The 19,559-nt window shown below is 72.5% G+C and carries 14 protein-coding genes; 7 read left to right on the top strand and 7 right to left on the bottom strand.

The window, feature by feature from the left end:
- Nucleotides 1–79 precede the first annotated feature (79 nt).
- On the top strand, nucleotides 80–1,270 hold the full coding sequence (locus ACQUFX_RS16030) for a PucR family transcriptional regulator (protein WP_428961198.1): 1,191 nt from the start codon (nucleotides 80–82) through the stop codon (nucleotides 1,268–1,270).
- Between the two features lie 313 nt (nucleotides 1,271–1,583).
- On the opposite strand, the gene ACQUFX_RS16025 is transcribed toward ACQUFX_RS16030, so the two are convergent.
- Nucleotides 1,584–2,129 carry a GNAT family N-acetyltransferase gene (locus tag ACQUFX_RS16025; RefSeq protein ID WP_428961197.1) on the bottom strand — a complete coding sequence of 182 codons (546 nt, stop codon included), beginning with the start codon at nucleotides 2,127–2,129 and terminating at the stop codon, nucleotides 1,584–1,586.
- A 196-nt stretch (nucleotides 2,130–2,325) separates the two neighbouring features.
- The gene (gene tnpA, locus ACQUFX_RS16020; RefSeq protein WP_428961196.1) at nucleotides 2,326–2,742 is read right to left on the bottom strand and encodes an IS200/IS605 family transposase; all 417 of its coding nucleotides are present in this window, start codon (nucleotides 2,740–2,742) and stop codon (nucleotides 2,326–2,328) included.
- Between the two features lie 22 nt (nucleotides 2,743–2,764).
- Between tnpA and ACQUFX_RS16015 the strand changes: the two genes are divergently transcribed.
- Nucleotides 2,765–3,973: an RNA-guided endonuclease InsQ/TnpB family protein gene (locus ACQUFX_RS16015; RefSeq protein WP_428961195.1), complete on the top strand. Its 1,209-nt coding sequence runs from the start codon at nucleotides 2,765–2,767 to the stop codon at nucleotides 3,971–3,973.
- Between the two features lie 37 nt (nucleotides 3,974–4,010).
- Here ACQUFX_RS16015 and ACQUFX_RS16010 read toward each other — a convergent pair whose 3' ends face one another.
- The 5 genes from ACQUFX_RS16010 to ACQUFX_RS15990 form a co-directional block, all read right to left on the bottom strand.
- The gene (locus tag ACQUFX_RS16010; RefSeq protein ID WP_428961194.1) at nucleotides 4,011–4,988 is read right to left on the bottom strand and encodes a PLL family lectin; all 978 of its coding nucleotides are present in this window, start codon (nucleotides 4,986–4,988) and stop codon (nucleotides 4,011–4,013) included.
- 209 nt (nucleotides 4,989–5,197) lie between these two features.
- A complete protein-coding gene (locus ACQUFX_RS16005; RefSeq protein WP_428961193.1) occupies nucleotides 5,198–5,878 on the bottom strand; it encodes a YoaK family protein in 681 nt (226 codons plus the stop codon).
- A gap of 196 nt (nucleotides 5,879–6,074) precedes the next feature.
- Complete coding sequence (locus ACQUFX_RS16000) at nucleotides 6,075–7,241, bottom strand: nickel/cobalt transporter (RefSeq protein WP_428961192.1); 1,167 nt, start codon at nucleotides 7,239–7,241, stop codon at nucleotides 6,075–6,077.
- Complete coding sequence (locus tag ACQUFX_RS15995; RefSeq protein WP_428961191.1) at nucleotides 7,238–7,963, bottom strand: hypothetical protein; 726 nt, start codon at nucleotides 7,961–7,963, stop codon at nucleotides 7,238–7,240. The genes ACQUFX_RS16000 and ACQUFX_RS15995 overlap by 4 nt, the downstream gene beginning before the upstream one ends.
- A 68-nt stretch (nucleotides 7,964–8,031) precedes the next feature.
- Entirely contained in the window at nucleotides 8,032–9,693 is a 1,662-nt protein-coding gene (locus ACQUFX_RS15990) for a purple acid phosphatase family protein (RefSeq protein WP_428961190.1), read from the bottom strand.
- A gap of 264 nt (nucleotides 9,694–9,957) precedes the next feature.
- Between ACQUFX_RS15990 and ACQUFX_RS15985 the strand changes: the two genes are divergently transcribed.
- The 5 genes from ACQUFX_RS15985 to ACQUFX_RS15965 all read left to right on the top strand — a co-directional run bounded on the left by ACQUFX_RS15985 (nucleotide 9,958) and on the right by ACQUFX_RS15965 (nucleotide 19,556).
- On the top strand, nucleotides 9,958–10,458 hold the full coding sequence (locus tag ACQUFX_RS15985; protein ID WP_428961189.1) for a hypothetical protein: 501 nt from the start codon (nucleotides 9,958–9,960) through the stop codon (nucleotides 10,456–10,458).
- Between the two features lie 79 nt (nucleotides 10,459–10,537).
- A complete protein-coding gene (locus tag ACQUFX_RS15980; protein WP_428961188.1) occupies nucleotides 10,538–12,043 on the top strand; it encodes a PQQ-dependent sugar dehydrogenase in 1,506 nt (501 codons plus the stop codon).
- 171 nt (nucleotides 12,044–12,214) lie between these two features.
- Nucleotides 12,215–13,198: a hypothetical protein gene (locus ACQUFX_RS15975; RefSeq protein ID WP_428961187.1), complete on the top strand. Its 984-nt coding sequence runs from the start codon at nucleotides 12,215–12,217 to the stop codon at nucleotides 13,196–13,198.
- A 183-nt stretch (nucleotides 13,199–13,381) separates the two neighbouring features.
- Nucleotides 13,382–16,495, top strand: a complete 3,114-nt coding sequence (locus ACQUFX_RS15970) for a hypothetical protein (RefSeq protein WP_428961186.1) — start codon at nucleotides 13,382–13,384, stop codon at nucleotides 16,493–16,495.
- Nucleotides 16,496–16,661: 166 nt separating this feature from the next.
- Nucleotides 16,662–19,556, top strand: a complete 2,895-nt coding sequence (locus ACQUFX_RS15965; RefSeq protein WP_428966806.1) for a BTAD domain-containing putative transcriptional regulator — start codon at nucleotides 16,662–16,664, stop codon at nucleotides 19,554–19,556.
- The last annotated feature ends 3 nt before the right edge of the window (nucleotides 19,557–19,559 follow it).

The raw sequence follows: 19,559 nt of genomic DNA, 5'->3' as shown, positions 1-19,559 counted from the left end.
GTGGCCGGGGGCGCGGAGCACCGTCCCCCCGGCAGCGAGAATCGGGCCCCGATCTGTCACCACGTGACAAAATCGCGGGATGAGTTCGTCGGCGACCCCGTGGCGACGGCTCCCCACGGACCTCGCCACCGCGATGCGCCCTCACCTGGCGGCCACCGTGGGGGCGGTCGCGGTCGCCGCCGCCGAGGCGACCCCGGCCTTCGCCGCGATCTCCGACGCCAAGTTCGAGCGGGACGTGCGTACCGCCGTCCAGGTCGCCCTCGACCGTTTCCTCGACCTGGTCGGCACCGACGAGCCGGCGCTGCCGCCGCGCATCCGCGAGGTCTTCGTCGGGCTGGGCGCCGCCGAGGCGCGCGAGGACCGGGGACCGGAGGCGCTGCTGGCCGCGCTACGGATGGCAGCGCGGTCGATGCTCCGGATGGCCTCCGAGGCGCTGGCCCGGCTGCGGCCGGTCGGCACCGACGAGCTGATCGACCTCGCCGACGCGATCACCGCGTACGTCGACGAACTGGCGGCGGCCGGCACCGACGGGTACGCCCTGCAACTGCGGGAACAGGCCGGCGAGGGCGACCGGCGACGGCGGCACCTGGCCGAGCTGCTGCTCGGCGGCAACGGACTGCCCAGCGCCGTCGAGACGGCGGCGGCCCGGATCGGCTGGCCCGACCTCGACGACGTGGTACCCGTACTGCTGCCACCCGAGCAGGCGCGCGACGCCCGGTTCCGGTACGGGGCCGACGGTCTGGTGGTCGAACGGGTCCGCGACGCGGTGCTGCTGCTACGGGCCGGTCCCCGCGCGACCCGGGCCACGCTGACGGAGGCGCTGGCCGGGCGAGGGGCGGTGGTGGGAACCACGCTGGGCTGGGCGCAGGTGCCGGCGGCGGTACGCCTCGCCGAGCTGACCGCCGGACTGGTCGGGCCCGACCCGGGGCCGGTCTTCGTCGACGACCACCTGACCGATCTGACGTTGCGCGGCGAGACGGGCGCCCTGGCGGTGCTCACCGCCCGCCGACTCGCCCCGCTGGCCGCCCTGCGCCCGGCGCAGCGGGACAGCCTGCTGGTCACCCTGTACGGCTGGCTGCGGCACTGGGGCTCGCGGGCCGAGGTGGCCGCCGAACTCTTCGTCCACCCGCAGACGGTCAGCTACCGGCTCAGACGCCTCCGCGACCTGTACGGCGACGACCTGGACGACCCGGCCGCCCGCTTCGAACTGCTCCTCGTCCTGGCCCGCCGGATCGACCACCCACCCCGACCCCGACACCCCACCCGGTAATCCAAGAACCTGCCAACGCCGTCTCCCCACCCCCGAGTCGTCGCCACGCATGGGCCGAGCCCAACCCTTGTGTCCCAAGGGCCGCCACCCGGCAAGGTCTGCCCGAGAGGTGGCGTGGAGTGGCCCCTATCGGGGCCGGTCGCTGCCGGGCCGGGTGTCCACGAGCCGGCCCTTCGAGCTGCCTATCCGTGAGACCACGTCCACACCCCGCCAAGGTCCACCGCTCAGGGAATTCAGCCGGCAGGGCGCGGGCACATGCGCTGGTATGAGCGTTTTCACGCCTGCGAGGCGTCACCCGCCGAACCCGACCGCGTCACGCCACCGCTGATCGGGAAACCGCCCTGCCCTTGGTGGTGAGGTCGATACGCCAGTCGTTGCTGCGCATCAGGCGGTCGCTACCCGGCGGGTACTCGAAACTGCAGGGGCCGAGGAGAGTGAAGCCGAGGCGGTGGCAGAGCGCGTTGGAGGGGGCGTTCTCGACCGAGGGGAAGGCGTGCAGGCTGTCGGGGGTAGCGGGATGACGGGCAGCCGCGCGCACGATGGTGATCAGGGCGACGCCGGCTGCGGTGGCAACGCCTTGCCCCTGGAAGGGCGGAAGGACGTTCCAGCCGGTCTCGTAGATCTGCCGGCCCTGCCAGTCACGCTGGTGGTAGGCGATGCTGCCGACCATGTCGTCGCCGAGCAGGACGGCGAACATGCAGCCCCGGCCGGCTGCCGGCATGGCGAGGTACCGGCGGTGCCGGGCGAGCAGCTCCTCCTCCGGTTCGGGGCCGCCGACGTGTCGACGCATCTGCGCGGTGTTGATCCGACGCAGAAGGTCGAGCGCGGATTCCGACCAGGGCTCGAGTCGAACGTCCATGCCGCGCAGCCTGGCAGGATTCGGGATGATCGGACACCCAGTTCCGGCACGCCCGCTGGTGGGCCCGGCCGCCCGACGCCGCGATCCGGTGCGCCCCGACGAGGGTGGTGGGCGCACCGGGCGGGAGTGGCTACCGAAGACACGGTAGTGCTCCGTCGTTCACGGCGGAGGTCAAGCCGTGTTCCTGATCCCGCCGTCAGGCGGGCCGCTGTTGACTTTCGATGTACTGGCGAACCAGCGATAGCGGGGCACCGCCGACCGACCCGGCGAAGTACGACCCCGACCACAGGCGTTGTGCCCGCCAGTAGTGGGCGGCCAGTTCGGGGAACTCTTGGCGCAGCCGCCGAGACGACACTCCTTTGAGGGAGTTGACCAGTCGGGACACCGCGACGGTGGGCGGGAGATCGACCAGTAGGTGCACGTGGTCTGCTTCGCCGTTGAACTCGGTTAGTTCGACAGTGAAGTTGTCGCACACCGCCCGCATGATCTCCTCCATGCGGGCGAGGTGCCGGTCGGTGAACACCTCATGCCGGTACTTCGTCACGAAAACCAAGTGCGTGTGCAACGCGAAAACGCAGTGTCTGCCAGTGCGGACAGGTCGATCGTTGGACATAGACCAATGGTAATCTGTGGGTGTGCAGCTTCGGTACAACTACCGCGTCTACCCGACGCCCGGCCAGCAGGTTTCGCTGGCGAAGGCGTTCGGGTGCGCGCGGACGGTGCACAACGACGGGCTGCGCCTGCGCCAGCGGGCACGGGAGGCGGGCGGGAAGTACGTCTCGGACGGGGAGTTGTCCCGCCGCCTGATCACCGAGGCCAAGGGCACCCCGGAACGGGCATGGCTGGCCGACGTGTCGGCGGTCGTGCTGCAACAGGCCCTCGCGGACCTGAACACCGCGTACCGCAACTTCTTCGACTCGCTGTCCGGGAAACGCAAGGGCCGCAAGCTGGCACCGCCCCGGTTCCGGTCCCGCAAGGACAACCGGCAGGCGATCCGGTTCACCAAGAATGCCCGGTTCAAGATCCTGGACAACGGGCGGCTGCGTCTGCCGAAGGTCGGCGACGTGCAGGTGCGCTGGTCTCGGTCGCTGCCGTCCGATCCGTCGTCGGTGACGGTCGTCAAGGACGCCGCCGGGCGTTACTTCGCGTCGTTCGTGGTGCAGACCAGCCCAGACGAGACGTTGCCGCCGGTCACGTCCGAGGTGGGTATCGACTTGGGGCTGACGCACTTCGCAGTGATGTCGGATGGCACGAAGGTGACCGCCCCGAAGTTCCTGCGCCGGGCGGCCCGCACGCTCAAGCGGATGCAACAGTCACTCTCCCGCAAGCAGCGCGGGAGTCAGAACCGCAGGAAGGCCGTCGTGAAGGTCGCACGGGCGCACGCCCGGGTGGCGGACACTCGGCGGGACTGGCAGCACAAGCTCTCGACGCAGATCATCCGCGACAACCAAGCGGTGTATGTCGAGAACCTTGCTGTTGCCGGTCTCGGCCGGACTCGGCTCGCGAAGTCGGTGCACGACGCCGGCTGGTCGCAGTTCACGGCAATGTTGGAGTACAAGGCGGCCCGGTACGGGCGCACGTTCGGCCGGGTGGACCGCTGGTTTCCGTCCACCCGCATGTGCTCCGACTGCGGCCGAATCGGCGACAGGAAGCCGCTCGCCGTCCGATCGTGGGGCTGCCCGTGCGGCAGCCGTCACGACCGGGACGTGAACGCCGCCAGGAACATCAGGGCCGCCGGACGGGCGGACCTCAACGACCGTGGAGCGCAGGTAAGACCGGCATCCGTGCCGGCGCAGCGCGGGGAAGCGGTAACCCGCCGGAAGCTCACCCCTTCGGGGGTGTAGCAGACCGGAATCCCCTTCCTTCAGAAAGGGGAGGACGTCAAGACGCCAGGGTGCCCTGGTGGATCCGGCCACCGGGGCCCCGGACGACGAGCACCGCGTCCCCGCCGCTGCCCGGCGCGGAGGTGGCCCGGGGCGCCCCCGGGAGGGGTGCCCACTCGGACCACGCGCCGGTGCTCAGCGTGTAGTGCGCGGTGTCGAGCCGACCACCGGAGGTCCGTACCACCACGTGCAGGGCGCCGCCGTGCACCGTGGCGGTCGGGGCGGAGGTCGCGTGCGGGGTGCCGGGGAGGGTGTCCCAGGCCGACCAGGTGCCGGTGGACAGGGCGTAGCGGGTGGTGCGGATCGCCCCGTCGGTGGTGCGGGCGAACAGGTGCAGGTCGCCGCCGTACACGGCGGTGGCGAGCGGGGAGTTCGGGCCGGTGGCGCCGGGCACGGTGGTCCAGGGGGACCATCTGCCGGTGGACAGGGTGTAGCGGGCGGTGCGGATCGTGCCGTTGCCGGTGCGGGCGAAGAGGTGCAGGTCGCCGCCGTACACGACTGCCGCCGGGGCGGAGCGCAGGAAGACGGAGTAGGGCACGGGCGTCCAGTCGGACCAGGTGCCCGTGGACAGGGTGTAGCGGGCGGTGCGGATCGTCCCCGCGAGCGACCGGACGAAGACGTGCAGGTCGCCGCCGTACACGGCGACCGTCGGTGCCGACCGGGCAGCGGGCCGGCCCGGCACGGTCTCCCACGCCGACCAGGTCTGCGTGGTCGGGGAGTAGCGGATCAGCCGCACGACGCCCCGGGCGGTCGTGGTGAGGACGTACCGCTCGCCGCCGTACTGCACGGTCTCCGGCGCGGACCCCGCGCGGACCGGGCCCGGCACGGGCGACCAGCCGGCCGCCGCACCCGCCGCCAGCCGGTCGCCGGCCGGTGGGGCCGCGGCGGCGGGGCCGGTGACCAGCCCGGTGGTGCCGAGGACGAGGACGAGCACGAGCAGGCGGAGCAACGTTCTCGACGGACGCGTCGGCGACATGGCTGACTCCCTCGTGGTGGGCAGGGACCGGGGCGGCAGTGGCGGAGCCCGGACGGGTGGTACATCGACCGTTCTCAGGCTGCCACATCGACCGCCGCGACGTGGTCCCCCGACACCGCGACGCGCGGGCCGGTTCGGCGGTGCGTGGTCAGCGGGCCGGACCGGGGCGTGACGGTGCGGCGGTGCGTGGCGGTGCGGCGGTGCGTGGATCAGCGGGCTGCGGCGGTCAGCTCCCGGCGGCGGACCACCACGAGCATCGCCGTGCCGACCGCCATCACCACCCCGGCGACGAGCAGCGCCACTGCTCCGTCGACCCGTAGGGTCAGGATCGCGGCGACCAGGGCGCCCAGTCCCATCGCGACGATCGCTGAGAGCCGCCTCGCCCATGCCGCGCCGGTTCCGCCCGCGAGCCGACTGTCGGCGGCGAGGTTCACCATCGTCATCGTCACCACGACCGTGGAGAGGTCCCGGATGCCGATGTGTCTGACCGCCGCCGCCTGGGCACCGAGCACCAGGGCCAGCAGCCCGGTGACGACCAGCATGGTGCGCTCACCCGGTGCGCCGGTACCGAGCCAGATCCCGGCCAGGGTCAGCGTCAGCACCGTGCCGGCGACGAGGACGGCGAGACCGGTGCCGGGCAGTGCCGCCGCTCCCGAGAAGCCCCGGGTCAGCCGGGCCGCCAGCACCGCACCGAGCATGAAACTCAGCAACGCCACCAGGTTGTTGAGCACCGGCAGGCCGGAGACGCCGGCCAGGCCGAAGCCGATGAACAGGACGTTCCCGGTCATGTTGCCGGTGAAGACCCGGTCCAGGGCGAGGAAGCTGACACCGTCGATGGCCCCGGTCGCCACGGTCAAGACCAGCAGCGGCACCTCGTACGTCTTGGTCATGACCCTTCCGGAGCTCGTGGTGGCGTCGAGCACGGGGCGATCGTCCCGGCCAGAGTGTACGCACCACACCCCGAACGTTTCCCCAGCTCCTGCCACCCGCCCAGGACGGATGGTGCGGCCGGACGATCAAGGGGTTTGCGTCGGACCCGTCCCGGATCCCTGACGCAAACCCCTTGATCGTCGGTCGGCCGGTGAGTCAGCCGGTGAGTGCGTCCAGCGCGACGAACAGGTAGAGGCAGCCGCCGATGCTGACCGCGACACCCGCGATCAGCGGCGCGTGGGCGACCAGCGCCGCCGCCGGCCCCCAGGACCGGGCACGGCCGGAGAGCAGCGTGAACCCGCGTACGGTGATCACGCCCACCGCGGTCAGGGTCGCCGCCATTCCCACCCCGAACGCCGCGACGAGCAGTACCGCGTCGAGTGCCCGGCCGGTGAGCAGGCCGCTGACCAGCACCAGGAACGCCGAGGGGGAGGGCAGCAGCCCGCCGGAGAGGCCGATCGCGACGAGGCCACGCCGGGACCACGGGTCGGTCGGCTCCTCGCCACCGTCGCCGCGCGGTCCGTGGTCGTGGCTGTGCGTGTGGCCGGGGCCGTGCTTGTGCTCGGTGGCCGGGGCGAGAGTGGTGGCCGAGGCGGGGTCGGCGACCGAGGCGGGGGCGGCAACGGCGGCGGGGTCGGCGACCGAGGCGACGGCGGCAGCCGAGGTGACGGCGGGGGCCGAGGCGGGATCGGAGGCCGGCGCGTGGGCGTGCGCGTGGGCGAGGACCGGGCTGCGCGAGTGGTCGTCACCCCGGGAGCCGCCGGGCGAGTGGTCGTGGTCGTGCGAGTGGCGGTGGCCGGGGCCGTGCGAATGACCAGGGTCGTGGGAGTGGCCAGGCTCGGGGGAGTGGCCAGGGTCGTGGGAGCGGCCGTGTCCGTGCGAGTGGGAGTGGCCGTGGCTGTGCGAGTGGCCGTGGGAGTGGCTGAGGCCGGGGCCGTGGCTGTGGGTGTGCCCACGGCCGGTCAGGTGGCGGTAGGCGAGGCTGATCCCCACCCCGATCACCACCACGCCGGCCAGGGCCTGGAGCCAGCCGGTGAGCGACTCGGTGCCGAGGCTGGCGACCCCGGTGAGGCTGACCCAGAGCAGCGCCAGGACCAGCACGGAGAAGGTGTGCATCACCGCGACGATCACGCCGAGCCGGGCCGCGTCCCGGTACCGACCACGGGTGCCGACCAGGTAGGCGGCGGTGATGCTCTTGCCGTGCCCAGGGGCCACGGCGTGCGCCGCGCCGACGCCGAGCGCGACCACCAGGGCGAGCCAGAAGGCCGCGCCGGAGTCGAAGAAGCTGACCAGCTTGGCGTCGAGACCGTTGGGGCCGTTCATCGCCGGACCCCCGCCCGCCGTCGGAGCAGGACGAACGCCAGCACGCCGACCGCCGCGAGGCCGGTACCGGCGGCCACCGCCGTGACCGCGCCGGGCGGCCCGCCGCCGCTGGCGGTGAGCCGCAGGTCGTGGCTGCTGGCGGCGGCGGTGAACAGCGCCTGGGCCGGGTCCATCGGGGCGTCGGCGGTGACCACCGTCCGGTACGCCGGGTTGAGGTCGGTCAGCGCGGTCAGCGTGAGCCGGATCTCGGTGACCGGCTCGGGGCAGTCGAAGCGGAACCGGGCCCCCTCGGTCAGCAACTGCTCCAGCGGCAGCAGCGTCCCGGCGCAGGCCTGCCCGGCCTGGCCGATCCCGATGTGCCGCAGCAGGTAGTCCCGGACCGCCGTGGACCGTTGCAGTTTCTGCTCGCCGGTCAGCGTGGTGTCCACCGGGCCGGCGTCGGGGTCCTCGAAGGCGCCGACCGACTGGCCCAGGGCCACCCAGTCGTCCTCGGCGGCCCGCCAGACCAGGCTCACCCGGGTGCCGGTGGCGTCGATGCCGCCCGTGGAGGGCGGACCGAACGGGTGGGCGGCCACCGGCGTGGCCGGGCCGGCGGCCACCCCGAGCGCCGCCGCGCCGGCCAGCAGCGCGCCGGCCAGCCGGCCGCGCGACCGGGCCGTACGGGCCCCGGCGGCGGGACCGGTCCGGGGCGTGCCGGCCCGGACCCGGGTACGGATCCTCACGTGACTCTCCCTGTTCGTACCGGCCCGGGGCGGGCCGGCCGTCGCCGGCCGACCCGCCCCGGCACGGGTCACTTGGTGACGGTGACCACCGGGCTGGTGATCTTCTGGTTCTCGCTGGTCAGGTAGACGTGGTGGGTGGAGTTGGCCTTGGCGGTGGGGGGCAGCTCGAAGCTGTAGGTGAGCCGGCCCAGCTCGTCGGCGTTCTTGTAGCCGATGAAGACGCCGTTGCGGCCCTCCTCGGCCTTGGTGTTGCGCAGGTAGACGGTGACCCGCTCACCCGGGTCGTACCCGAAGGCGTCGACCCGGACCCGGCCGCCGGCCGGCACGGTGGACTTGTTGGTCTTGGCCTGCTCGCCGACGGTGTTCTCCGGGGTGCGCAGCTCGTTGACGGTCCGCTCACCGGCGTCGTTCTTGCGGATCAGGAAGCCGTCGTGGTGCTCGCCGTTGGCGTAGCGGGCCTCGAACCGGATCTGGTCCGACTGCACGTCGATGAGCTGGTAGAGCTGGGTGTTCTGCGAGGTGCTGGTGACCTCGGCCCCGTTGCCGGTCCAGTTCTGGCCGGCGTTGAGCTGGTACATCTTGCCGCCGGAGACGGAGACCACGTAGGCGACCCCGTTGTGCACGGTGGTCGACTGGCGGTTGGTGGCGACGTTGCCCCGGCCGTACGAGTGGTCGTGGCCCTGCAGGACCAGGTCCACGCCGTACTGCTCGAACAGCGGGCCCCACTGGTTGCGGACGTTCGGGTTGTTCCGGCTGCCGGTGGTGGAGTAGACCGGGTGGTGGAAGGTGACCACCGTCCACTTGTTCGGGTTCTCCTTCAGCACCCCCTCCAGCCACGCGGTCTGGGCCGCCATCAGGGTGCTGTTGCTCTGGTGGTTGGTGTCCAGACCGATGAACCGGACGCCCTGGTAGTCGGTGTAGTAGACGGTCTGCTTCAGCTCCGGGTTACCGGGGCCGTTGTCCGGGTACGGGAACTGCGGACGCCAGAAGGTGGAGAGCCCGCCGCTGTACTCGTGGTTGCCCGGCACGGAGATGTTGTTGACCTGGCCGTCGATGAAGCCGCTGGCCTTGAACCACTGGCCCCACTGCTCCTCGCTGTTGGCGTGGTCGATGAGGTCACCGGCGTTGACGATCACCTTGGCCTCGGGCCGGTCGGCGAACGCCTGCCGGAACACCCGGGGCACGGCCGAGTCGATGTAGTTCTGGGCGTCGCCGTAGTAGATGAACGAGAACGGCTCCAGGTCGCTCTCGGCGGTGGTGAAGTCGATCCACTCGCTCCAGTTGGTGCCGTCGCCGACCCGGTAGGTGTAGCGGGTGCCCGGCTTCAGGTCGGTGAACTCGACGGTGTGGTACGTCGAGGCGTAGCCGAGGGTGGTGTTGACCGGGCTGGTGGCACCGGCCGGCACGGTTCGGACCGCGCCGGCGGCCGGGGCCACGTCGCCGAGGGCGCGGGGCGCCTCGAGGATCTGGGCCTGCGCCCACTCCGCGGTGGCCTCGGCCCGCCAGGTCACCTTCTGCGAGGTCGACGGCGTGGTGGTCGGGATGAGGATGATCCGGTCCGGCACCGGGGACGGCTTGTGGATCTCGGCCGCCGGGAACTTGGCCGGTGCGGCGTCGCCGAACGCGGCCGGGGTGACCGCGAAGCCGCCGACGAGCAGCGCCGCGCCGCCGACCGCCAGGATCTTCGCCCGTCGCGAGACGCTCGTCCAGGCTCTACTGTTGGTAGTCACTTTGAACTGGCCCTCCAGCACAGGGGTTCTGCCCGCCAGCAGGAAAGTGGCAGGCCAGAGGCATTACCGGCGGCGAAGTGGGCGTCGGCGCAACATCCATCTGGCCGGCAGATGAACTCATGATCGTTAGCTGGGAGTGTCGTCTGCGGGTCGCCGGCCGGCCCCTCGCCGGACACCGCTTGTTGATCATGGGTTCACCGGGCCGGGCCTACCATGCGGCGGCGGAGCCACCCGCACACCGCCCCCGACGGAACGGATCCCCTGATGAACCGCACCGCTGTGCTGCGCCGCCCGCCCCGGTACCGGGGGTGGGCCCTGGCCGCCGCCGTCCTGGCGTTCGCGGTGTTCCCGGCGGCCGAGCCCCGCGCGGTCGTGCACAAGGACGACACCTTCATCACCGCGCAGACCGCCGGCATCCTTACCATCGAGGGCGGCGAGTGTTTCACCGACCCGGCGTACTCGTCCAGGGCCGGCGAGGTGGTCGTGCTCTACCGGCCGTGCGAGGAGCGCGCCGACAACCAGTCGTACGCCTTCCTGCACGCCGCCGAGGGTCCGTGGGACCGGCCGGCGCTGGTCTCCTTCGCCTGGGACGGCTGCGGCCGGGACTTCACCCGGCGGTGGGGTTCCCGGGAGTCCTCCGGGCTGGACTACTACCCGATCCTGCCCACCGAGGAGACCTGGGCCGACGGTGACCGGGACGTCATGTGCGCGGTGTACCGGCCGGGCGGGCAGCTCACCCGCTCGATGGTGCCGCTGCTGCGGTGACCGCGCGTCCGGATCCCCGCTGCGGGTCGGCCGGCCATCGGCTACATTGACCGCAGTCGATTATCCGGAGGTGTGGTCGATGCGCGTGCGGTCGATGGTCGTGGCGGCGCTGGCGGCAGGCGTCGCGGTGGCGGGGTTCGGTGCCGGGGCGGTGGCCGGGGGCCCCGCCGCCGGTCCACCCCCGGGGGTCGGCGCGTCGGCGCTCGGCGACTTCGACCTCACCCGGCCGCAGGTGGTCGCCAGCAACCTGACGGTGCCCTGGGGGATGGACTTCCTGCCCGACGGCAGCGCCCTGGTGGCGCTGCGCAACTCCGGCCAGGTGCAGCGGGTACGCCCCGGTCAGTCGCCGCAGCAGGTGGCCCAGATCGCCGGGGTGAACGCGGTCGGCGAGGGCGGCCTGCTCGGGTTGGCGGTCTCCCCGACGTACGCCCAGGACGGGTACGTCTACGTCTACCTGACCACCAGCACCGACAACCGGATCGTCCGGTTCCGGCTCACCGCACCGCAGACCCAGCAGCCGATCCTGACCGGGCTGCCCCGGGCCAGCATCCACAACGGCGGGCGGATCGCCTTCGGGCCGGACGGGCTGCTCTACGCCGGGGTCGGCGACGCCGGGCAGACCTCCACCGCGCAGGACCCGCAGAGCCGCGCCGGCAAGATCCTGCGGCTGCGGCCGGACGGCACCGTCCCGCCGAACAACCCGTTCCCCGGCTCCCTCGTCTACAGCCTCGGCCACCGCAACGTGCAGGGGCTCGCCTGGGACGCGCAGGGCCGGCTGTACGCCACCGAGTTCGGCCAGAACACCTGGGACGAGGTCAACCTCATCGTGGCCGGCGGCAACTACGGCTGGCCGGTCGTCGAGGGGCGGGGCACCGACCCCCGGTACCGCAACCCGCTGGTGGTCTGGTCCACCGCCCAGGCGTCGCCGAGCGGCGCGACGATCGCCGGGAACCGGCTGTACGTGGCCGCCCTGCGCGGCACCCGGCTGTGGAACGTGCCGCTGGACGGCGCCGGTGGGGTGGGCACCCCCGTCGCCGAGCTGACCGGCACCTACGGGCGGCTGCGCACCGTCGAGTACGGCCCGGACGGCTGGCTCTGGGTCGCCACCAGCAACCGCGACGGGCGGGGTACGCCGGCCGCGACCGACGACCGGATCCTCCGCTTCCCGCCGCGCGACGCCACGCCGCAGCCCACCGGGTCCCCGCAGACCTCGCCGCCCGCCCCGCCCACGACCCAGCCGCCCACCACGCCGCCGACCACCGCGCCGACGTCCTGCCAGGTCTCCTGGACGGTGAACCAGTGGACCGGCGGGTTCACCGCCGAGGTGCGGATCACCAACCAGGGGCCGGCGCTGGCCGGCTGGGCGCTGACCTGGTCGTTCGGTGGCGACCAGCGGGTCACCAACGCCTGGAACGCGCAGGTGACGCAGGCCGGGGCCGCCGTCACCGCCCGCAACGTCGAGTGGAACGGCGCGGTGCCGCAGGGCGGCACGGCCAGCTTCGGCGTCCAGGGCAGCGCTGGGTCGGCCAACCCGACGCCGGACGCCTTCGAGCTCAACGGCACGCCCTGCCAGCGGCTCGGGTAGCCGGTCCTCTTCCGTCACCGTCCGTCACCCCGCGCCGGACCGACCCCGTCGGTCCGGCGCGGGGTGCTTCCGTCACCGTGATCAGGGCGTTGCTGATTGCAACCTGAACGTTACCTTGGGGCGCGATCCTGTGGAGATCGATCTCCCCCGATCTCCACTGAGGAGGGTCAGATGACCCAGACCCGCGCCCCGGGTCTCGTGCCGGCGCCGGCAACCTCCGACCGACCCCCGACATCCACCCTGGTCAACGGCTACATCCCCGGCCGGCGTGGCCTGATCGTCGGGCTCAGCGTGCTCGCCGGGTTCCTGCTGACCGTCGTCTGGTCGGCGGAGTTCGTCGACCAGACCATCGGCGACAACATGGCGAACGCGCTGCTCGGGCACGACGCCAAGGAGACCCCGATCGCCGGGGTGGCCGCCGGTATCGCCTTCGCCTTCGTCTCCGGCCTGGCCGGCACCTTCACCGCCTGCAACATCGCCGCCTTCGGCGCGGTCGCCCCGATGCTCGGTGGCGGCGGCAGTCGCTGGCACCGGCTGGGCCGGGCGTTGCGCCCGCTCGGCTGGCTCTCGGTCGGGATGATCGCCGTCTCGGCCGTCTACGGCGCCGTCGTCGGTCTGGTCGGCACCCGGATGCCGCAGTTCTCCACCGCCCCGAACGTCGCCGGTGAACTCTCGCCCCGCAGCATCCAGTCGATGGTGGTCTTCGGGGTGATCGGGCTCGTCATGACCTACCTCGGCCTGGCCGCGCTCGGCCTGGTGCCGGACCCGTTCGCCCGGATCTCCCACCGGTTCCCGAACGCCCCGATGGTGGTGATGGGCGCGCTGATCGGCGGCTTCCTGATCGGGCGTCCGTTCCCGCTGTTCCGGCAGATGTTCCGGGACGCCGCCGAGAGCGGCAACCCGCTCTACGGGGCCGCCGCCTTCACCCTCCAGTCGATCGGCAACATCGTCATCATGGCGGTGCTCTTCCTGCTGCTGACCTACACCGTCGGCGGCCGGCTGCACCGCTGGATCGCGGCCAACCCCCGCCGGATCACCGTGGTCACCGCCGTCGCGCTGCTCGTCGCCGGGGTCTTCACGTTCCTGTACTGGGACGTCCGGCTGCTCGCCCGTCGCGAGATCCTCCCCTGGTACCCCACCGCCCCCTGGGTCTGACCCGTCTCTCCCCGGCGGCCGGCCCCCACGTCCCGCGAGGGCGGGGGCCGGCCGGTCCCAGCGGTCCCAGTCGGGCCCCAGCGGAATCCCAGTGGCCCCCGGCAGGGTGAGCGACGGCCGAGAACTGGCCAGGGATGATTGGGGACAGTAGTGACAAGCCAAGCACGTGTCACCGGTGGCGCGGTGGCGACCAGGGGGGACCTACCGGTCCTCCGGTCGAGAGACGGGTGGCGCCGGCTGCGCCACCGGGGACTACGGGCGCTGACCGCCCTGCTGGTGACGGTGGGGGTGGCGGTGGCCAGCTTCGCCGTCGCCCCACCGGCCGCCGCGAACGACAACGGGCCGGTCTCGTACGAGGACGCGGACCTGCGCCGGGCCCTGTTCACCATGCACATGCGGGCCCGCCTCAACGGCTCGGACGGCCTGCGGGACATGATGCTGAGCGCGCACATGGCGGGCTACCGGCAGCTCAACCCGCAGGCGACCGCCCAGCAGCTCATCGACCAGTCGGTGAGCGTGCGGAACTGGTACAACAGCCAACTGAGCGATGACGACCTGGAGCGCCCGGCGTACCAGTTCGTGCTGAAGCTGCTGGAGCTGAGCGCGGCGGCGCCCGGTGGGGCCGTGGCCGCACCGGTCATGCGGCAGCTCTTGGAGACCACCGTCGGCGCCCAACTGCACAACTACGGCACCATGGTGGACCAGATCACCGCCGCGCAGTTCCAGTACTCGTGGTTCCAGCAGAGCTACGAGTCGCAGAACTGGATCTGGCAGGCCGTGGCGAACCTCGGCACCAGCGACAGCACCTTCCGCCAGGCGTGGAACTCCGTGTTCGGCACCAAGTACAACGTGGACGCCGGCGCGACCATCGACACCCTCGCCGCCGACCCGTACATGGCGACCTGGCTGAACGTCGGGGCGATCCTGGACAACCAGCAGAACAACCAGCAGTGGCTCGCCGACACCATGGCGCAGCTCAAGGAGCTGCTGGGCGCGATCAACGGCCGGGTGGAAGGCTACAACGAGGCGCTGCGCCAGTTCGTGGAGCGGTTCCCGCTGGCCAACAACGTCCCCACGCCCAGCAGCGCGGAGCACCAGGCGGCGGTCGAGCGGGCCAACAGCGCGCAGCAGTGGATCAACGGGGCCAGCAGCGCGGTGGAGATCCTCTCGGTTCTCGCGGGCTTCGCCAGCGAGGACGCCCGCCGGGTGGTCTCCGGGGTCGGCAAGGCCGCCATCCAGATCGCCACCGCCATCAACCAGTACCTGCCGGCCGTCGCCGGTCTCAAGCTGGGCGCGGCGCTGACCTCGATGAGCACCCTGGCGCTGACCGGCAACGTGCTGGGGGCCATCTCGGCCCTGCTGCCGGTCTTCTCCGGCGGCGTCACCCCGGAGCAGCAGATCCTCGACGAACTGCGGGCCCTGCGCGAGGAGGTGGCCGAGCTCCGGACGAACATGAACGACCGGTTCGACCGGGTCGAGCGGGGACTGAACGCCATCTACGTGGACATGATGGAGCAGTTCGGCGTCATCATCCGACTCCAGAACGCGACGAACGTCCAACTCATCCAGATCAACGCGGCTCTCGCCAAGGTGACCGAGCGGGTCGACATGTGGGGCCACGACCTCTTCATCGCCGCGAAGACGGCAGAGGTCAGTGAGATGAAGCGCCGCATCAACCAGGTCGTCGGCTTCGAGACCCGGAACAAGCTGCCGCTGCCGTACGCGGGGGCCGACGTCAACTACACCACGTACGCGCAGAACATGGTGTTCGACGCAACCGACGTGGCGAGAAACAGCACCTTCATCGCGAAGACCGACGAGGCCGACCCGGACACCGCGTTCAGCAAGTACGGGACCTACGGCTCGATCGGGTACCTGCACGAGTATGCCAAGGGCAACAACCTGAACTCCGGTAGCACGCAGAACCACATGCCGGCGGACGCGGAGGCCTGGCTGCTGGCGGCCAGCGGGTACCAGATGCTGCTCGCGCAGAACCCGCAGTTCGCCGCGCGGGTCGGGAGCGCCGAGACGGACCTGGTGATCGCGGAGGGGGAGAAGATCCAGGCGGCGGCCCGCGACCTCAGCCGGGCCAAGAAGGAGCCCGAGGGCCACTACCGCCACCTGAACGACCTGATGCAGAACGCGATCATGCAGTACCGGGTGACCGCGGTCGAGATGGAGCGCCGCGCGACGGCCATCCTGAACGGGATCCGGGGCACCGACCGGCACAACCCGTTCGGCGGGCCGGACCAGCCGGTACCGGCCGGCCAGAAGCCGACCGCCGATCCGGCGACCGTGCCGAGCTGCACCCCGGGCCCGGGCACGGCGGCGTTGAGCCGTCCCAACGTGGTCAAGTACGCCGGCGAAGAGCTGGCGAACGCGCTCTGGGTCGCTCACTGGGGCAAGGCCAACTCGGCGGTGTCGCTCTGCCACGAGTCCGGCTGGACCAACGTCGAGACCCGGCGCTCGGGCCTGTGGGAGATCACCCGCGCGGACCTGCAGTTCAGCTTCAAGGTGCGGCAGAACTGGAACGGTGTCCAGGAGACCGTGCGGGAGTGGAAGCAGGTCATCCCGCTCGGTGAGGTGTGCCGGGTGCACGAGAACGGCCTGCCGGGTGCCTGCCGCCAGGCGTGGCAGGACGTCGCCAAGTGGGACTCGACCTACAAGGCGTCGTTCCAGCCCACCGAGGTCGACAACCGGGTGGCGGCCAAGCAGCGCGTCACGAACTGGCTGAACCAGCAGGCCGGCGACTACTACACCAAGGTCACCCGGGAGCTGAACAACCCGAGCCCGGCCACCGAGGAGGAGACCCTCTACCGCCTCAACAAGCAGCTCACCACCCAGGCGAAGCTGATGACCGCCTACGTCAAGCTGGGCTTCGGCACGGCCATGGCGCAGGACGAGCTGATCTCGAGCAACCTGGTGGGTCACTACCGGACGCCGTCCGATTCGGACGGGCTCAACCAGGTGACCGGCGCGTACGAGCACGCTCGGGCGAACTACTGCCTGCCCGGCACCAACCCCTGCAAGCTCAAGCCGGAGGGCCAGATCAACACCTCGCCCCTGACGGGCGAGCAGCGGTTGAAGTGCACCCGTACGGCACCGCTCGATCCCATCTCGCACTGTCTGGAGCACCTCACCTACGAGCGCACCGACGTGATGCGGTACCAGTTGGTGTTCTGGTCGGAGAAGCTGGCCAAGGACGAGTACCAGGAGGGGCTGCCCGCGGTGGACCTGGCCCTGCAGAGCCTGCGGACCGCCGACACCATCGCCCAGCACACCCCGGTCACTCCGTGACCTGCTGATCGGCGGGTGCCCGGCCGGGTCGTCCGGCCGGGCGCCTGTCGCCAACCGGACCCGGACTGGAAACAGTCCTCACGGTCTGATCTGATCTTCACCCAATTGCGAGGAAACAGTCGGCGGTGGAGCCTGGGGACCCGCCGCCGGCCGGGTTGGGGGAAAGATGCAGGTGCAGTTCCGGGTCCTGGGTCCGCTGACGGCGGAGGTCGACGGCCGCGAGGTCGATCTCGGGGGGCGCCGGCAGCGGGCCGTGCTCGCCTCGCTGCTCGCCGCGAGGGGGAGCACCGTCTCCGCCGAGCGCCTGATGGAGCAGGTGTGGAGCGACAGCGAGCCGCCGTCGATGGCCACCCTCTTCGGGTACGTGGCGACGTTGCGGCGGGCGCTGGAGCCGGGGCGGGTCGCCCGTGCCCCGGCCCGGCTGCTGGTCCGGGAGGGGCCCGGGTACGCGCTGCGGGTCCCGGCGGAGGCGGTGGACGCGGAACGCTTCACCCGGCTGGTCACCGAGGCCGGCCGGTACCTGGAACGTGGGGAGGCGACCGAAGCCCTGCGCTTCCTCGACGAGGGGCTCGCGCTCTGGCGCGGCCAGGCGTACGGCGACTTCGTCGACGCCCCGTTCGCCGTCTCGAAGGTGGCCCGGTTGGATGCGTTGCACGCCGTCGCGCGGGAGCTGCGACTGGCCGCCATGCTCGCGGTCGGCGACCACGGCACCGCCATCGGCGAGCTGGAGGCCCTGGTCATCGAGCATCCGCTGCGGGAACGCGGCTGGGAGCTGCTGGCGGTGGCCCTGTACCGGGCCGGTCGGCAGGGCGAGGCGCTGACCGTGCTGCGCGAGGCCCGGGACCGGCTCGCCGCCGAACTGGGCGCGGACCCCGGGCCGGGCCTGCTCCGGGTCCAGCAGGCCATCCTCAACCAGGACGACTCCCTGGACCCGCCCACGGCCACCGCCCCGGCCGCCGCCGAACCGGCCGCGCCCGGCCTGCCGCCCAGCCGGAACCTGCCCGCCGCGCTCTCCTCCTTCGTGGGCCGGCGCACCGAACTGGCCCGGGTGACCGGCCTGCTCGCCGAGCACCGCCTGGTGACCGTGATCGGACCGGGCGGGGTGGGCAAGACCCGGCTGGCCCTGGAGGCGGCCCGGACCCGGCCCGACCCGGACGGCCCGTGGCTGGTCGAGCTGGCGGGGCTGCGCGACGGGACACTGGTGGCCCGCGCCGTCGCCGACGCCCTCGGGCTGCCGGTCCCGCCGGGGCTGGCCGAGCTGGCCGCGATCCTCGGCGGCCGGCACACCCTGGTCGTGCTGGACAACGCCGAACACCTGCTGGGCCCGGTGGCCGAGGTGGTCGCCGCCCTGGTCGCCGCCGGCCCGGGGGTACGGGTGCTGGTCACCAGCCGGCAGCCGCTGGGCATCCCCGGTGAGGCCATGCTGGAGCTGGCCTCGCTCCCGCCGGAGGACGCGGTGGCCCTGCTCGCCGCCCGGATGGCGGTGGTCCTGCCGGGCACCCCGCTGACCGAGGCCGACCGGCCGGTCGCCGGGCAGCTCTGCCGGGAGCTGGACGGCCTGCCGCTCGCCATCGAGCTGGCCGCCGCCCAGTGCCGGGCGCTGTCCCTGCGGGAGATCGCCGAGCAGTTGGACGACCGGTTCGCCCTGCTCGACAGCGGCCGGCCGGACGGGCACCGGCACGCCACCCTGGAGCAGACCATCGAGTGGAGCCACCACCTGCTCACCCCGCCCGAGCAGTGGCTGTTCCGGCAGCTCAGCGTCTTCGACGGCGGGTTCGACCTGGACGCCGCCAAGCAGGTCGGCACCGGGCCGCAGGCCCCCCGGGTGCTGCCGGTGCTGCTCGGCCTGGTCCGCAAGTCGCTGGTCGCGGTCGACCCCGGGACCAACCCCCGGCGGTACCGGATGCTGGAGTCGATCCGCCACTACGCGGTCGGGCTGTTACCGGAGGCGGACCGCGCGGCGGCGCGGGCCCGGCACCAGGCGTGGTTGCTGGGGCTGGTGGAGACGGCCGAGCAGTGGCTGCTCACCGCCGACGGGGCACACTGGATGCAGCGGCTGCGCCGGGAACGGGACAACATCTCCGCCGCCCTGGAGGCGGCCCTGGAGGCCGGCAACGCCCTCGGCGCGGCCCGGATCTGTGGCGCGCTGGCCTGGTTCTGGTTCCGCACCGGGCAGATCACCGAGGGGACCCGCTGGGGGCGGGCCGCCGAGGTCGCCCTGCTCGACCGGATCGCCGACGCCGGGGCGGAGCAGGGGGAACTGCTGCTGGCCCGGGCCCGGCTGCTGCTCGCCGTCGGTGGGGTCACCTACCTGACCGGGGACCACGCCGCCGCCGTGGCGGTCTTCCGTACCTCCGCGCAACTCTGCGAGCAGGTCGGCGCGCGGGACACCCACGCCACCGCCGCCACCTACCTGGCGTCGATGACCATGATGAGCGGGGACGTGCCCGGGGCGCTGACCCTGGCCGACCAGGCGGTCGCCCTCGCCGAGGCGATCGACCAGCCGGGCATCCGCGCGGAGGCGCTGACGGTCCGGGGGCAGATCAGCCGGTTCCGCGGGGACCTGGACCGGGCGTACCGGGAGCTGACCGAGGCGCACCGGCTGGCCCGCGCGTGCGGGCACTGGTGGGCGGTGCTCTCCTCGGGCTGGGCGGGCAGCAAGGTCAGCGTGGACCAGGGTCGCCCGGAGCAGGCGGTCGCCACCCTCTGCGCGCTGGCCGTGGAGACCGATCCGGGTATCGACCGGGCGAGCTGGCTGGCGCTGGTGCACTCGCTGGCCGGCGCGCTGGCCCGGACCGGCCGGGCCGGGGAGGGCGCGGTGCTGCTCGGGACGGTGGCGGCGCTCGGCGCGACCATCGGCTACTTCCCGGAGCGGATGGACCCGTGGGACGCGCCGGGCGACACCCGCGCGGTGCGGGAGGCGTTGGGGGAGCCGGCGTACCGGGCGGGACTGGCGGAGGGGGCCCGGCTGGGCTGGGCGGAGCTGGTGACGCTGCTCCGCCGCCGGGCCGACACCTGGTGCGACGGCGTCGGCGTCGCGGTCGGCCCCACGGCCCGGTAGCGG

The sequence above is a fragment of the Micromonospora fluostatini genome (assembly GCF_050410825.1).
GTDB lineage: Bacteria > Actinomycetota > Actinomycetes > Mycobacteriales > Micromonosporaceae > Micromonospora > Micromonospora rosaria.
The sequence above is the reverse complement of the archived record's forward strand: the minus strand, read 5'-3'. Positions and strand labels throughout refer to the sequence as shown.